Here is a 13,977-nt window from a genome sequence, read left to right as displayed (position 1 = left end):
AAACGCCCGGTTACATTCCGAACCCGGAAGCTAAGCCTTACAGCGCCGATGGTACTGCAGGGGGGACCCTGTGGGAGAGTAGGACACCGCCGAACTCCTTTTAGAGCTCTGGCTCTTGGGCAGGCAGCCCAAGAGCCAGAGCTTTTTTGCGTTGAGGTAGGGTCAGGGAGCATCGTTGGCACGTTTCCCACAGGAGGCCCCCGGGTGGAGGTCCAGGAGACCCGCGTCCAGACAGACCGGGTCCTCACCATCCCCAACATCCTCAGCATGGCGCGGCTCGTTGGCGTGCCGGTCTTCCTGTGGCTGATTCTCAGGCCTGAGTTCGGGGGCCCGAAGAGTGACACCTGGGCGTTGCTGGTGTTGGCTCTGAGCGGGATCAGTGACTACCTCGACGGCAAGCTCGCCCGACGGTGGAACCAGATCAGCAGTCTGGGCCGGCTGCTCGACCCCGCGGCCGACCGGCTCTACATTCTCTCGACTTTGGTCGGTCTCACCTGGCGCGAGATTCTGCCAATCTGGTTGACGGCTGCACTGCTCCTGCGAGAACTGGTTCTCCTGGTGATGGTGGGCATCCTCAGGCGACATGGATATCCGCCGCCGCAGGTGAACTTCCTCGGCAAGGCCGCCACGTTCAACCTGATGTACGCTTTCCCGCTGCTCCTGCTCAGTGACGGAACTGGATGGATCGCGTCACTCGCTGCTATTTTCGGATGGGCGTTCGCCGGATGGGGTACAACGCTGTACTGGTGGGCAGGAGTGCTCTACGTGGTACAAGTCCGTCGCCTGATCCGCGCGGACGCCATGGCCGACTGAACTCGCCCTTGGCACGGCCGTAGCGGCTCGTTGGCCCCCGGCGGAAAAGTGCGGGAGAATCTGGACGGGTGAGGTCGGCTAGACCGTCATCTCTAGAGGAGGACGCTTCCGACATGAAGGCCGTCGTGATGGCCGGAGGCGAAGGCACACGCCTTCGTCCAATGACCTCAAGCATGCCCAAGCCGCTCCTGCCGGTGGCAAACCGGCCGATCATGGAGCATGTGCTGAGGCTGCTCAAAAGGCATGGGCTCAACGAGACCGTCGTCACTGTGCAGTTCCTGGCCTCACTGGTCAAGAACTACTTCGGTGACGGTGAAGAGCTTGGAATGGAGCTCTCCTATGCCAACGAGGAGAAGCCACTCGGTACCGCCGGAAGCGTCAAGAACGCCGAAGAGGCGTTGAAGGACGATGCTTTCCTTGTCATCTCCGGTGATGCCCTGACCGACTTCGACCTCACCGAGCTCATCAACTTCCACAAGGAGAAGGGCGCACTGGTCACCGTCTGTCTGACCCGTGTACCCAATCCGCTCGAATTCGGCATCACCATCGTCGACGAGGAAGGCAAGGTCGAGCGCTTCCTGGAGAAGCCGACCTGGGGTCAGGTCTTCTCGGACACCGTGAACACGGGCATCTACGTGATGGAGCCCGAGGTCTTCGACTACGTCGAGCCCGACGTGCCCGTGGACTGGTCCGGCGATGTCTTTCCGCAGCTGATGAAGGAAGGCAAGCCGATCTACGGCTATGTCGCGGAGGGCTACTGGGAAGACGTAGGCACCCACGAGAGCTATGTGAAGGCGCAGGCCGACGTCCTTGAAGGCAAGGTCGACGTCGAGATCGACGGCTTCGAACTTTCCCCGGGCGTGTGGGTGGCAGAGGGGGCCGAAGTACATCCGGATGCTGTTCTCCGCGGTCCGCTGTACATCGGGGACTATGCGAAGGTCGAAGCCGGGGCCGAGATCCGTGAGCACACCGTCGTCGGCTCGAACGTGGTCGTGAAGAGCGGGGCCTTCCTGCACAAGGCCGTCGTGCACGACAACGTGTATGTCGGGCAGCAGAGCAATCTGCGCGGTTGTGTCGTCGGGAAGAACACCGACATCATGCGGGCGGCTCGTATCGAGGACGGTGCGGTCATCGGTGACGAGTGCCTTGTCGGCGAGGAATCGATTATTCAGGGGAATGTGCGGGTCTACCCGTTCAAGACCATCGAGGCCGGCGCCTTCGTCAACACCTCGGTGATCTGGGAGTCCAGGGGCCAGGCGCATCTCTTCGGCGCCCGAGGGGTGTCCGGCATCCTCAACGTCGAGATCACGCCAGAACTCGCGGTGCGGCTGGCCGGCGCCTACGCGACGACCCTCAAGAAGGGCTCGACCGTCACCACCGCTCGCGACCACTCCCGTGGCGCGCGGGCGCTCAAGCGGGCGGTCATCTCCGCTCTCCAGGCCAGTGCCATCGACGTACGCGACCTGGAGAACGTACCGCTGCCCGTGGCCCGTCAGCAGACCGCGCGGGGCAGCGCCGGTGGGATCATGATCCGGACCACGCCCGGGGTGCCGGACTCCGTGGACATCATGTTCTTCGACGGGCGGGGTGCGGACCTTTCCCAGGGCAGCCAGCGGAAGCTGGACCGGGTGTTCGCCCGGCAGGAGTACCGGCGCGCGTTCCCCGGTGAGATCGGGGACCTGTACTTCCCGGCGAGTGTCTTCGACTCGTACACCGGTTCGCTGCTGCGGAACGTCGACACGACAGGGATTTCCGAGTCCGGGCTCAAGGTCGTCGTAGACGCGTCGAACGGTAGTGCGGGGCTTGTCCTGCCCAGCCTGCTCGGAAAGCTCGGCGTGGATTCGCTGACCATCAATCCGGGGCTCGACGAGTCCAGGCCGACCGAGACGGCGGATGCGCGTAGGTCGGGGATGGTGCGGCTGGGAGAGATCGTGGCGTCCGCGCGGGCCGCCTTCGGTGTGCGGTTCGACCCGGTGGGCGAGCGGCTCTCCCTGGTGGACGAGAAGGGGCGGATCATCGAAGACGACCGCGCGCTGCTCGTCATGCTGGACCTGGTGGCCGCGGAGCGGCGCAGCGGACGTGTGGCGTTGCCGGTGACCACTACGCGGATCGCCGAGCAGGTGGCCGCCTACCACGGGACGCAGGTGGAGTGGACGACCACTTCGCCGGACGATCTCACCCGGGTCGGACGTGACGACTCGACGATCTTCGGCGGCGACGGCAAGGGTGCTTTCATCGTCCCGGAGTTCAGCAGTGTCTTCGACGGTGCGGCGGCGTTCGTACGGCTGATCGGGCTGGTGGCGCGGACGCAGCTCACGCTCAGCCAGATCGACGCACGGATTCCGCGGGCGCATGTTCTCAAGCGGGATCTCGCCACGCCGTGGGCCGTGAAGGGCCTGGTCATGCGGCGGGTCGTGGAGGCGGCGGGCGATCGCTTTGTCGACACAACGGATGGTGTCCGGGTCGTGGAGACCGACGGGCGGTGGGTGATGGTGTTGCCGGACCCGGCGGAGGCGGTCACCCACCTGTGGGCCGAGGGGCCTGACGACGCGTCCGCGCAGGCCTTGCTGGACGAGTGGTCGGCGGTCGTGGACAGCGCCGGCCGCTGAGCCGCGCACGCGCGCGTGCCGGACATGTGTCCCCAGGGGGGGCCTGTCCGGCACGCCGATGGGGCCATTCGGAGGTAGGGGCCGCGACGTGCGACGATGTGCGGCATGCCGCAGCAGCCCCCCGTTCGGAGCACCCCCACGCGCCCCTCGCGCCCGGACGCCTCCATGTCGCTGCTCACCAACGTCATGGACCACAGCCTCGACGACGGCTACGCCGAGGCGGCGGCCCGCAAGGAGGCCGCCAGCGGCAGCGGACTGCCCAAGACGCTGCGGGCGAAGCTCGGTCTGGCCGTCGGCCTGGTGCTCGCCGCTCTGGTGGTGACCGTAGGGGCGGCACAGGCGCGGGTGGCGGCCCCGGTCGTGGCCAAGGAGCGCGAAGAGCTCATCGACCGTATCGACCGTGAGAGCGACACGGCGGACAAGCTGGAGGAGAGCGTCGACAAGCTGCGTGACGACGTGAGCACGCGGCAACGTGAGGCGCTCAAACAGAGCGGGGACAGTGGTCAGGCCGATCTCGTGGGCATTTTGTCGGGCGCCGTGGAAGTGCATGGCCCCGGTGTGAAACTCGTCGTGAACGACGCCAAGGAAGCGAGCACGGGCGGCGACGGAAACCCGCGTGAGACGTCGGGGTTCTCCGACACCGGGCGGGTACGCGACCGCGACATGCAGCGGGTCGTCAACGGGTTGTGGGAGTCGGGCGCCGAAGCCGTCTCCGTCAACGGACAGCGGCTGACCGCGCTGTCGGCGATCAGGGCCGCGGGTGACGCCATACTGGTCGACAACAAGCCGCTGGTTCCGCCCTATACGGTGCTTGCGGTGGGGGACGGGCAGCGGCTGAGCACCAGGTTCCAGAACAGTGCCGACGGACTGTATCTGCACGCCCTGCAGGAGAACTACGGCATCAGGACCGCCATCTCCGTGGAGGACGACCTCCGGCTGCCGGCCGCACCGAGTGTGATCGTACGTACAGCAGAGCCGAGAACTGAGAAGGGCACATCGTGATCGCCGTACTGGGCCTCGTCGTGGGAGTCGTGGCCGGCCTGTTGGTCCGGCCTGAGGTTCCGGCCGTCGTCGAGCCTTATCTGCCGATCGCCGTGGTGGCGGCGCTCGACGCCGTCTTCGGTGGTCTGCGCGCCATGCTCGACGGCATCTTCGACGACAAGGTCTTCGTCGTGTCGTTCCTGTCCAATGTGGTCGTGGCCGCGCTGATCGTGTTCCTGGGTGACAAGTTGGGCGTGGGCGCCCAGTTGTCGACCGGTGTCGTCGTCGTGCTCGGGATCCGCATCTTCTCGAACGCCGCGGCGATCCGCCGGCACGTCTTCCGGGCGTGAGGCCGATGAACGAGCAGGAAGAGACACCCGGCAACAGGTTGCGCAAGGAGCTGCCCGAGGAACTCCCGGCAGCCCCTCCCGAGGAGACGGTGGCCCCGGAGCCCCAACCCGGGCTGACCGGCCGTCAGAGGCTGGTGGACGGGCTGTGGCCGCCGCGGATGACCCGGGCCCAACTCATCGTCGCGGTACTGCTGTTCGGCCTCGGATTCGGCCTCGCCGTTCAGGTGGCGTCGAACAGCGACAGTGACAGCGCGCTGCGCGGGGCGAGGCAGGAAGATCTCGTACGCATCCTTGATGAACTGGACGACCGTACTCAGCGTCTTGAAGACGAGAAGCAGGGTCTTGAGAAGCAGCGGGACGAACTGGAGAACAGCTCCGACCAGGCTGAAGAGGCCCGTAAGCAGACGGTGGAGAAGGAGCGGCAACTCGGCATCCTCGCGGGCACGGTGGCCGCGCAGGGCCCGGGCATCACGATGACGATCGAGGACACCAAGGGGACGGTCGAGGCGGACATGCTGCTCGACGCGATCCAGGAGCTGCGTGCCGCTGGTGCGGAGGCGATCCAGGTGAACGGCGTACGGGTCGTCGCCAACACCTATCTGTCGGACTCGGACAAGAGTGTGAGTGTCGACGGGAACAAGATCACCGCCCCGTTTCGTTTCAAGGTCATCGGCAATCCGCAGGACCTCGAACCGGCGCTCAACATTCCTGGAGGCGTGGTGCAGACTCTTGAGAAGGAGCAGGCCACCGTTACCGTCGGGCGGTCGAACAAGATCGTCGTGGACGCCTTGCGAGCGGCGAAGCGGCCTGACTACGCTCGGTCGTCCTCCCAGTGAACCGGGGGTGCATGGCGGGCGTCCGGCCAGGGCATGAGGTTGCGGGGGGTCGGCGCACCGAATGGGTGGTGCGTGGTGGAAACTGTCTGGTGGAAACGGACGTTGTGAGGATGTCCGGGTCGACCGGTGTGTTCAATCAGGGTTCGTCCTGCCCCACGGGCGGGTCTGTTTCGGTCAAGGGGAATCGCCCGTGAAGTTGTTTCAGAAGTTGTTCGGCAGGAGCGCGCGAGAGGGCAGCGAAAATGCCACCGCCCGCCATCGCGCACAGCCCGACGCCGAGGGTCAGCGCCCGCTGTTCCGCGACCAGGTCGGCGGTCCGGAGGGCGACATTTCCGGAGGTCAGGGCGCGCCGTCTGTTGACCCTGCCCAGTCCGGCGGCATAGGTTTCGGGCAGCCGTCAACCTCAAGTACGGGTGGAGGGTTTTCCCCTATGTCGGCCCTGGTGTGTACGAGGTGCGGTAACCGCAACGCGGAGAACAGCCGCTTCTGCTCCAACTGCGGCGCCCCGCTGCGGGCCGGTGCCGTGCCCGAGCGCCCCTCGGAGACGACCTCCACCATCTCCATCTCCGGACTCGAGGCCTACGACGCCGAGGTCACCGGTCAGACGCAGATGCCGGCACTGTCCCCGGAGGCGCAGGCGGCCGTCGACGCGCTCCCGCTGGGTTCCGCGCTCCTGGTCGTGCGCCGTGGGCCGAACTCGGGCAGCCGCTTTCTGCTGGACGGCGAGCTGACCACGGCCGGCCGTCACCCGCAGAGCGACATCTTCCTCGACGACGTCACCGTCTCCCGTCGGCATGTGGAGTTCCGTCGCGGCCAGGACGGCTCGTTCACGGTGTCCGACGTGGGCAGTCTCAATGGCACGTACGTCAACCGCGAGCGGATCGACTCGGTCGCTCTGAGCAACGGCGACGAGGTGCAGATCGGCAAGTACCGACTGGTGTTCTACGCGAGCCAGCGGGGCTACTGACCCTCCCAGGGAAGGTCCATGCTTCAAACACCGAGCGGCGGTGCCGGACACGGCACCGCCGCCACGGACAGTGGGCTGATGAGCATCGGCACGGTACTGAACGTGCTGCGCGACGAGTTCCCCGAAGTGACGATCTCCAAGATCCGTTTCCTGGAGTCCGAGGGGCTCATCGAGCCGCAGCGGACCCCCTCCGGCTATCGCAAGTTCAGTGAGCGGGACGTGGAGCGCCTCGGACATGTCCTGAGGATGCAGCGGGACCACTATCTGCCGCTCAAGGTGATCCGCGAGCATCTGGACGCCATGGAGCGGGGCGAGGCCGCCGCGCTGCCCACCGTGGGCCGCCAGCGGGACGGAGAAACGGTCCTGGAGGTGCCTGAGGGGCCCACCGCGGTGCGGATCGGGCGGGACGAGCTGCTCGCCGCCGCCGAGATCGGCGAGAAAGAGCTGGCGGAATGGGAGTCGTACGGGCTCGTCACCCCGCTCCCGGACGGGGCCTACGACGCCGAGGCCGTCACCGTGGCCGCGCTCGTCGTCGAGCTCGGACGGTTCGGGATCGAGCCTCGGCATCTGCGGGCGATGAAAGCCGCCGCCGACCGTGAGGCAGGGCTCGTGGACCAGGTGGTTGCCCCGCTGAAGCGCCACCGCAACCCGCAGACCCGCGCCCACGCGGAAGCTCGTACGAAGGAACTGGCGGGGCTCACGGTGAAGCTGCACGCGGCCCTTGTGCAGACCGCGCTCGGTGTACGGCTGCCCTGAGGGCGCCAGGTGCAGGAACTGTCACCCGTTTCCGGCCCGACTACCCAAACGTCCCGGGCACGGCCTAGGGTTGCTGTGTGAACGAGCTCGATGTCGTAGGTGTCCGGGTCGAAATGCCCTCCAACCAACCGATCGTGCTCCTGCGTGAAGTGGGAGGCGACCGCTACCTCCCCATCTGGATCGGGCCGGGGGAGGCGACTGCGATCGCCTTCGCGCAGCAGGGCATGGCCCCCGCACGACCTCTGACCCACGACCTGTTCAAGGACGTGCTGGAGGCGGTCGGCCAGGAGCTCACCGAAGTGCGCATCACGGATCTGCGTGAGGGCGTCTTCTACGCGGAGCTGGTGTTCGCCAGCGGGGTCGAGGTGAGCGCGCGGCCGTCCGACGCCATAGCGCTGGCCCTGCGCACCGGGACGCCGATCTACGGCAGCGACGGAGTGCTCGACGACGCCGGTATCGCGATTCCGGACGAGCAGGAGGACGAAGTGGAGAAGTTCCGCGAGTTCCTCGACCAGATCTCCCCCGAGGACTTTGGCACCAGCAGTCAGTGAGAAAGCTGCGGCCGATCCGGCGGATCAGTGGTCCGTGACGGGTCGGCCGTGTCCGGTCGTCACTGAAATGCTGGCATTTGCCACCGGCGACTGAGAGCGTCCTGCGGCCCGCTACGAGGGCATTCGGCTAGCCTTTCCCCGCGGTTGGGTACGGGAAACCACTCCTAGGGTGATTATCACTCGGCGTGCCGAGTGTGGCGATCGTTGACGCACCCCTGGTGACTGCCTACCGTCGAGAAGGCAGGTCAAGGACGGAGGTCGGCGTGAGAAGCAGCGGCGACGGTACGGCTGGGGGTGCCCCCGGACGGAGTCTCGGGGCTGGCGGTCCGTACCCGCTTCACGGCAGCCCGTTTCAGGGCAGCGCGGCCGATCACGCTCCGCAGCGACCGGCGGCCGTGCCGAGCAGCGGAGGGGCGACGTCCATGGCGTCCGAGCAGATCGGCTATCGCGGCCCTACGGCGTGCGCGGCGGCCGGCATCACCTACCGGCAACTCGACTACTGGGCGCGTACCGGCCTCGTCGAGCCGAGCGTGCGGCCCGCCTACGGGTCCGGATCGCAGCGGCTCTACAGCTTCCGGGACGTCGTCGTCCTGAAGATCGTCAAGAGGTTCCTCGACACCGGCGTGTCGCTTCAGAACATCCGCACCACGGTCCAGCACCTGCGGGAGCGGGGCTTCAAGGACCTGGAGCGGATGACGCTCATGAGCGACGGCGCCACGGTCTACGAGTGCACCTCGCCCGACGAGGTCCACGCACTGCTCCAGGGTGGCCAGGGGGTCTTCGGGATCGCTGTGGGTGTCGTGTGGCGGGACGTCGAGAGCGCACTCTCGCAGCTGCACGGGGAGCGCGTCGACACCGGGGAGACGCTCGTCGGGTCCAACCCCGCGGACGAACTGGCGCGGCGGCGCAACCGGGCGGTCTGAGACCTGCCCCGCTCTTCGGGGCGGGGGCATTGTCAGTGGCGTAGGGCAGCATCGGACATGTGAGAAACGCGCCCACGATCCTGCATCTCGACATGGATGCCTTCTTCGCCTCGGCGGAGCAGGCGTCCAAGCCGAGTCTGCGCGGGAAGGCCGTGGTCGTGGGAGGGCTGGGGCCGCGGGGTGTGGTGGCCACCGCGTCGTACGAAGCGCGGGTGTTCGGGGTGAATTCCGCGATGCCCATGGCCCAGGCGCGGCGGCTCGCGCCGAATGCCGCGTATCTCGTGCCGCGCTTCGGGTTCTACCGGTCGATCAGCGAACAGGTGATGGCGCTGCTGCGGGAGCTGTCGCCGCTGGTGGAGCCACTGAGCCTGGACGAGGCGTTCGTGGATCTGGAGGCCGGGGAAGCGGCCTGGGACGAGGTCTCCGCGCGGCTGGCGGGGGAGAAGCTGCGCGCCGACATACGGACCGTGACGGGGCTGACGGGATCCGTGGGGCTCGCCGCCTCCAAAATGCTCGCGAAGATCGCCTCCGAGCAGGCCAAGCCGGACGGGCTGGTGGTGATCGAGCCGGGGACCGAGCGGGCGCTGCTCGGGCCGATGTCGGTGCGGACGCTGCCGGGGGTGGGGCCGGCCACCGGGGACCATCTGCGGCGGGCGGGGATCCATACGGTCGACGAGATCGTCGAGGCGGGGGAGGACGAGCTCGTACGGCTGCTGGGGAAGGCGCACGGGCATGGGCTGTACGCCATGGCGCTGGCGAGGGACGAGCGGGCGGTGGTGGCGGAGCGGGAGACGAAGTCGGTGTCGGTGGAGGACACGTACGACGTGGACATCCATGACCGGGTTCGGGTGGGTCTTGAGGTGCAGCGGCTGGCGGACCGGTGTGTGCGGAGGTTGCGGGGGGCCGGGTTGTCGGGGCGGACCATCGTGCTGAAGGTGCGGCGGTACGACTTCTCGACCTTGACGCGGTCCGAGACCTTGCGGGGGCCCACGGATGATCCCGCGGTGGTGCGGGAGGCCGCGTTGCGGTTGCTGGACGGGGTGGACTCGACGGGGGGTGTGCGGCTGCTGGGGGTGGGGGTGAGCGGGCTTGCCGACTTCACTCAGGAGGACTTGTTCGCCCAGGCCATGGGGGAGGGGCTGGATCATGCCGTGCAGGAGGAGGCCGATGACGCTGGCGTCGACGAGCGGGAAGTGGCTGTCGAGCGGCGGTGGGTCACCGGGCACGATGTGCGGCATGCCGAGTACGGGCACGGGTGGGTGCAGGGGAGTGGGGTGGGGCGGGTGACTGTGCGGTTCGAGACGCCGGATTCCGGGCCGGGGCGGGTGCGGACGTTTCTTGTCGAGGACCCTGCGTTGGAGCCGGCTGAGCCGTTGCCGTTGGTTGAGGTTTTGGATTCCCGCCCGCACCACCCGTGATGGATTCGTTGCCGGGTGCGGGTGGCCCCTGTGAGGGCTGAGCGCTGTCGGCGGCCGACGGGTGACTGGGGGGGGGCCGGTCACCGGTGTCGTATCTGTTCTGTCAGGCCTCCGCTTCCTCCTCCGTGCCTGCCAGGTTGCCGAAGTCTCGGTCCGGGAGGAGTGGGGGTGGTGGGGCCGTGTCGAGGCCGTAGTGGTGGTAGAGCTGGATCTCCTGGTCGGGGGAGAGGTGGCGGCCCACGCCGAAGTCGGGGGCGTCCTTGATGAGGGCGCGGTCGAAGGGGACGTGCAGGGCGCCATCGAGCAGTTCGCTGGGCTCCAGGGGGACGAAGGCGTCCCGGGAGAAGAGTCCGGTACGTATGGCCGCCCACTCCGGCACGCCGGTCGCGTCGTCCAGGTAGATCTCGTCGATGGTGCCGATCTTGGTGCCGTTGCGGTCGAACGCCTTGCGGCCGATCAGGTTGCGCGGATCGAGGTCGGTCTGCACGGGCCCTCCACTTGCTCGCAACTCATCCGAAGCAGTCGTAACCCCTACGAAAGAGCACATTGGGGTGGGCGGCCACTCGAAGACTCGTGCGGCGACCTCGCTGGTAGGCTTGCAGGCGGCTGTTGATCCCGTGCGGGAGAGTCCTCCAGACAGCATCGGAGGCGCCGAAGGAGCAAATCCTCCCCAGAATCTCTCAGGCTCACGTACCGCACGGACGAGGTCACTCTGGAAAGCAGGGCGGGTGTCGACGGCTTCCGCTCTCACCGACGGTGAAAGCCGGCGGCCCTCGGGCTGCCTGGTGAAGCTCTCAGGTTGAGATGACAGAGGGGGAGGCCGTCGGGATACCCGCGCCGGGGTATCCCTCGAAGGTCGTGTCAGACCAGGAGGCCTCCGCAATGACCGCCCATCGCATTCCGCTTTCCGAGCTCGAACAGGGAATCCCCTTCGAGCAGCGTCATATCGGTCCTGACCACGAGGCTCGGGCCAAGATGCTCGCCCAGGTCGGGTACGGCTCGCTGGACGAGCTGACAGCCGCCGCGGTGCCGGATGTGATCAAGAACGCCGATGCGCTGGAGCTGCCCGGTGCGCGCACCGAGGCCGAGGTGCTGGCCGAGCTGCGGTCGCTGGCCGACCGGAACCAGGTGCTCGATTCCATGATCGGGCTCGGTTACCACGGGACTTTCACGCCGCCCGTCATCCTGCGCAATGTGATGGAGAACCCGGCCTGGTACACGGCATACACGCCGTATCAGCCGGAGATCTCACAGGGGCGGCTGGAGGCTCTGCTCAACTTCCAGACCATGGTCGCCGAGCTCACCGGGTTGCCCACCTCCGGTGCTTCGCTGCTCGATGAGGGGACCGCTGCGGCCGAGGCCGTGGCCCTGTCCCGGCGTATGGGGAAGAACAAGAAGGGGATCTTCCTCGTCGACGCGGACGCGCTGCCGCAGACCATCGCCGTGATCGAGACGCGTGCCGAGCCGGCCGGCGTCGAGGTCGTGGTCGCCGACCTCAGCGACGGCATCCCGGCCGAGATCGCCGAGCGGGAGATCAACGGCGTGCTCGTCCAGTATCCCGGCGCCTCCGGGGCCGTACGCGACATCAAGGCCGTCGTCGACCGGGCTCATGAGCTCGGCGCGCTCGTGACCGTCGCCGCCGACCTGCTCGCGCTGGCGCTGCTGAAGTCGCCGGGTGAGCTCGGGGCGGATATCGCGGTCGGGACCACCCAGCGGTTCGGGGTGCCCATGGGGTTCGGTGGGCCGCACGCCGGATACATGGCCGTGCACGAGAAGTTCGCGAGGAGCCTGCCCGGGCGGCTCGTGGGTGTGTCCGTGGACGCCGACGGGAACAGGGCGTACCGGCTCGCGCTGCAGACACGTGAGCAGCACATCCGCCGGGAGAAGGCGACCAGCAACATCTGCACCGCCCAGGTGCTGCTCGCGGTCATGGCCGGGATGTACGCCGTCTACCACGGGCCCGAGGGGCTCAAGGGCATCGCCCGGCGGACGCACCGGTACGCCACCATCCTTGCGGCGGGGCTCCGGGCCGGTGGGGCCGATGTCGTGCACGGTTCGTATTTCGACACGCTCACCGTGCGCGTGCCCGCCAAGGCCGCCGAGGTCGTCTCCGCGGCACGGCAGAACGGCGTGAACCTGCATCTCGTCGACGCCGACCACGTCTCCATCGCCTGTGACGAGACCACCGGGCGGGCCCAGCTCGTCGCCGTGTGGAACGCGTTCGGAGTGGAGGCCGACATCGAGACGCTGGACGCCGCCACCGAGGAGGCGCTGCCGGACGCTCTGCTGCGCGACGACGACTTCCTCGCCCACCCCGTCTTCCACCAGTACCGCTCCGAGACCGCGATGCTGCGTTACCTGCGCAGGCTGGCCGACCGCGACTACGCGCTCGACCGCGGCATGATCCCGCTGGGCTCCTGCACCATGAAGCTCAACGCGACCACGGAGATGGAGCCGGTCACCTGGCCGGAGTTCGGGCAGCTGCATCCCTTCGCGCCCGCCGAGCAGGCGCAGGGCTATCTGACGCTGATCCGGGAGCTGGAGGAGCAGCTCGCCGAGGTCACCGGGTACGACAATGTGTCGCTGCAGCCGAACGCCGGTTCGCAGGGCGAGCTGGCCGGGCTGCTCGCCGTACGCGGATATCACCGGGCCAACGGTGACGAGCAGCGGACCGTGTGTCTGATCCCGTCGTCCGCGCACGGGACGAACGCCGCGAGTGCGGTCATGGCCGGGATGAAGGTCGTCGTCGTGAAGACCGCAGACGACGGGGAGATCGACATCGAGGACCTGCGGGCGAAGATCGAGCAGTACCGTGACGAGCTGTCCGTGCTGATGATCACGTACCCCTCGACACACGGGGTGTTCGAGGAGCACGTCGCCGACATCTGTGCGCAGGTGCACGAGGCCGGCGGGCAGGTGTATGTCGACGGGGCCAACCTCAACGCGCTGGTGGGGCTGGCCAAGCCGGGGCACTTCGGCGGTGACGTCTCGCACCTGAACCTGCACAAGACCTTCTGCATCCCGCACGGCGGCGGTGGGCCGGGCGTCGGTCCGGTGGGGGTGCGGGCGCACCTGGCGCCGTATCTGCCCAACCACCCGATGCAGCCCGCGGCGGGCCCCGAGACGGGCGTCGGGCCGATCTCGGCCGCGCCCTGGGGTTCCGCGGGCATCCTGCCGATCTCGTGGGCATATGTGCGGCTCATGGGTGGTGAGGGGCTGAAGCGGGCCACGCAGGTGGCGGTGCTCTCCGCCAACTACATCGCCAAGCGCCTTGAGCCGCACTACCCCGTGCTCTACACCGGGCCCGGCGGGCTGGTCGCGCACGAGTGCATCATCGATCTTCGGCCGCTGACCAAGGCGACCGGGGTGAGCGTCGACGACGTGGCCAAGCGGCTCATCGACTACGGCTTCCATGCGCCGACCATGTCGTTCCCGGTGGCCGGGACGCTGATGATCGAGCCGACCGAGTCCGAGGACCTGGGCGAGCTGGATCGGTTCTGCGAGGCAATGATCGCCATTCGCGAGGAGATCGAGAAGGTCGGTTCGGGCGAGTGGGCCGCCGACGACAACCCGCTGCGCAACGCGCCGCACACCGCCGGCGCGCTGGGCGGTGCGTGGGAGCACGCGTACACGCGTGAGGAGGCGGTCTTCCCGGCCGGGGTGTCGGTCGCGGACAAGTACTGGCCGCCGGTGCGGCGGATCGACCAGGCCTTCGGTGACCGGAATCTGGTCTGCTCGTGCCCGCCGTTGGACGCGTACGAGGACTGATGTGA

At 67.7% G+C, this 13,977-nt stretch carries 12 protein-coding genes, 1 rRNA gene and 1 riboswitch; of the genes, 12 read left to right on the top strand and 1 reads right to left on the bottom strand.

Annotation, left to right across the window (positions count from 1 at the left end):
• The 11 genes from rrf to ACI2L1_RS16695 all read left to right on the top strand — a co-directional run.
• A 5S ribosomal RNA gene (gene rrf / locus ACI2L1_RS16745) occupies positions 1-95 on the top strand; the annotation flags it as partial.
• A 109-nt stretch (positions 96-204) separates the two neighbouring features.
• Positions 205-813: a CDP-alcohol phosphatidyltransferase family protein gene (locus ACI2L1_RS16740; protein WP_404740054.1), complete on the top strand. Its 609-nt coding sequence runs from the start codon at positions 205-207 to the stop codon at positions 811-813.
• Between the two features lie 113 nt (positions 814-926).
• On the top strand, positions 927-3,422 hold the full coding sequence (locus ACI2L1_RS16735) for a sugar phosphate nucleotidyltransferase (RefSeq protein ID WP_404740053.1): 2,496 nt from the start codon (positions 927-929) through the stop codon (positions 3,420-3,422).
• A 105-nt stretch (positions 3,423-3,527) separates the two neighbouring features.
• Complete coding sequence (locus ACI2L1_RS16730) at positions 3,528-4,424, top strand: DUF881 domain-containing protein (RefSeq protein WP_404740052.1); 897 nt, start codon at positions 3,528-3,530, stop codon at positions 4,422-4,424.
• Positions 4,421-4,753, top strand: a complete 333-nt coding sequence (locus ACI2L1_RS16725) for a small basic family protein (RefSeq protein WP_003988855.1) — start codon at positions 4,421-4,423, stop codon at positions 4,751-4,753. Before ACI2L1_RS16730 ends, ACI2L1_RS16725 begins: the two co-directional genes overlap by 4 nt.
• 5 nt (positions 4,754-4,758) lie before the next feature.
• Entirely contained in the window at positions 4,759-5,589 is an 831-nt protein-coding gene (locus ACI2L1_RS16720) for a DUF881 domain-containing protein (protein ID WP_404740051.1), read from the top strand.
• Between the two features lie 61 nt (positions 5,590-5,650).
• Entirely contained in the window at positions 5,651-6,556 is a 906-nt protein-coding gene (locus ACI2L1_RS16715) for an FHA domain-containing protein (protein ID WP_404740050.1), read from the top strand.
• Between the two features lie 18 nt (positions 6,557-6,574).
• On the top strand, positions 6,575-7,312 hold the full coding sequence (locus ACI2L1_RS16710) for a MerR family transcriptional regulator (protein ID WP_404740049.1): 738 nt from the start codon (positions 6,575-6,577) through the stop codon (positions 7,310-7,312).
• Positions 7,313-7,389: 77 nt separating this feature from the next.
• Positions 7,390-7,863: a bifunctional nuclease family protein gene (locus ACI2L1_RS16705; RefSeq protein ID WP_004002801.1), complete on the top strand. Its 474-nt coding sequence runs from the start codon at positions 7,390-7,392 to the stop codon at positions 7,861-7,863.
• Positions 7,864-8,126: 263 nt separating this feature from the next.
• Positions 8,127-8,786: a MerR family transcriptional regulator gene (locus ACI2L1_RS16700; RefSeq protein ID WP_404740048.1), complete on the top strand. Its 660-nt coding sequence runs from the start codon at positions 8,127-8,129 to the stop codon at positions 8,784-8,786.
• A gap of 59 nt (positions 8,787-8,845) precedes the next feature.
• On the top strand, positions 8,846-10,204 hold the full coding sequence (locus ACI2L1_RS16695) for a DNA polymerase IV (RefSeq protein WP_404740047.1): 1,359 nt from the start codon (positions 8,846-8,848) through the stop codon (positions 10,202-10,204).
• 103 nt (positions 10,205-10,307) lie between these two features.
• On the opposite strand, the gene ACI2L1_RS16690 is transcribed toward ACI2L1_RS16695, so the two are convergent.
• A complete protein-coding gene (locus ACI2L1_RS16690) occupies positions 10,308-10,691 on the bottom strand; it encodes a PRC-barrel domain-containing protein (RefSeq protein ID WP_404740046.1) in 384 nt (127 codons plus the stop codon).
• Positions 10,692-10,814: 123 nt separating this feature from the next.
• A riboswitch (glycine riboswitch) is annotated at positions 10,815-10,910 on the top strand.
• 176 nt (positions 10,911-11,086) lie between these two features.
• Here ACI2L1_RS16690 and gcvP point away from each other — a divergent pair.
• The gene (gene gcvP / locus ACI2L1_RS16685; protein WP_404740045.1) at positions 11,087-13,972 is read left to right on the top strand and encodes an aminomethyl-transferring glycine dehydrogenase; all 2,886 of its coding nucleotides are present in this window, start codon (positions 11,087-11,089) and stop codon (positions 13,970-13,972) included.
• Positions 13,973-13,977 lie beyond the last annotated feature (5 nt).

The organism is Streptomyces sp. NPDC019531, assembly GCF_044903305.1.
Classification (GTDB): Bacteria; Actinomycetota; Actinomycetes; order Streptomycetales; family Streptomycetaceae; genus Streptomyces.
Note: the sequence above shows the minus strand (reverse complement) of the source record. Positions and strands in the feature narration are given on the sequence as shown.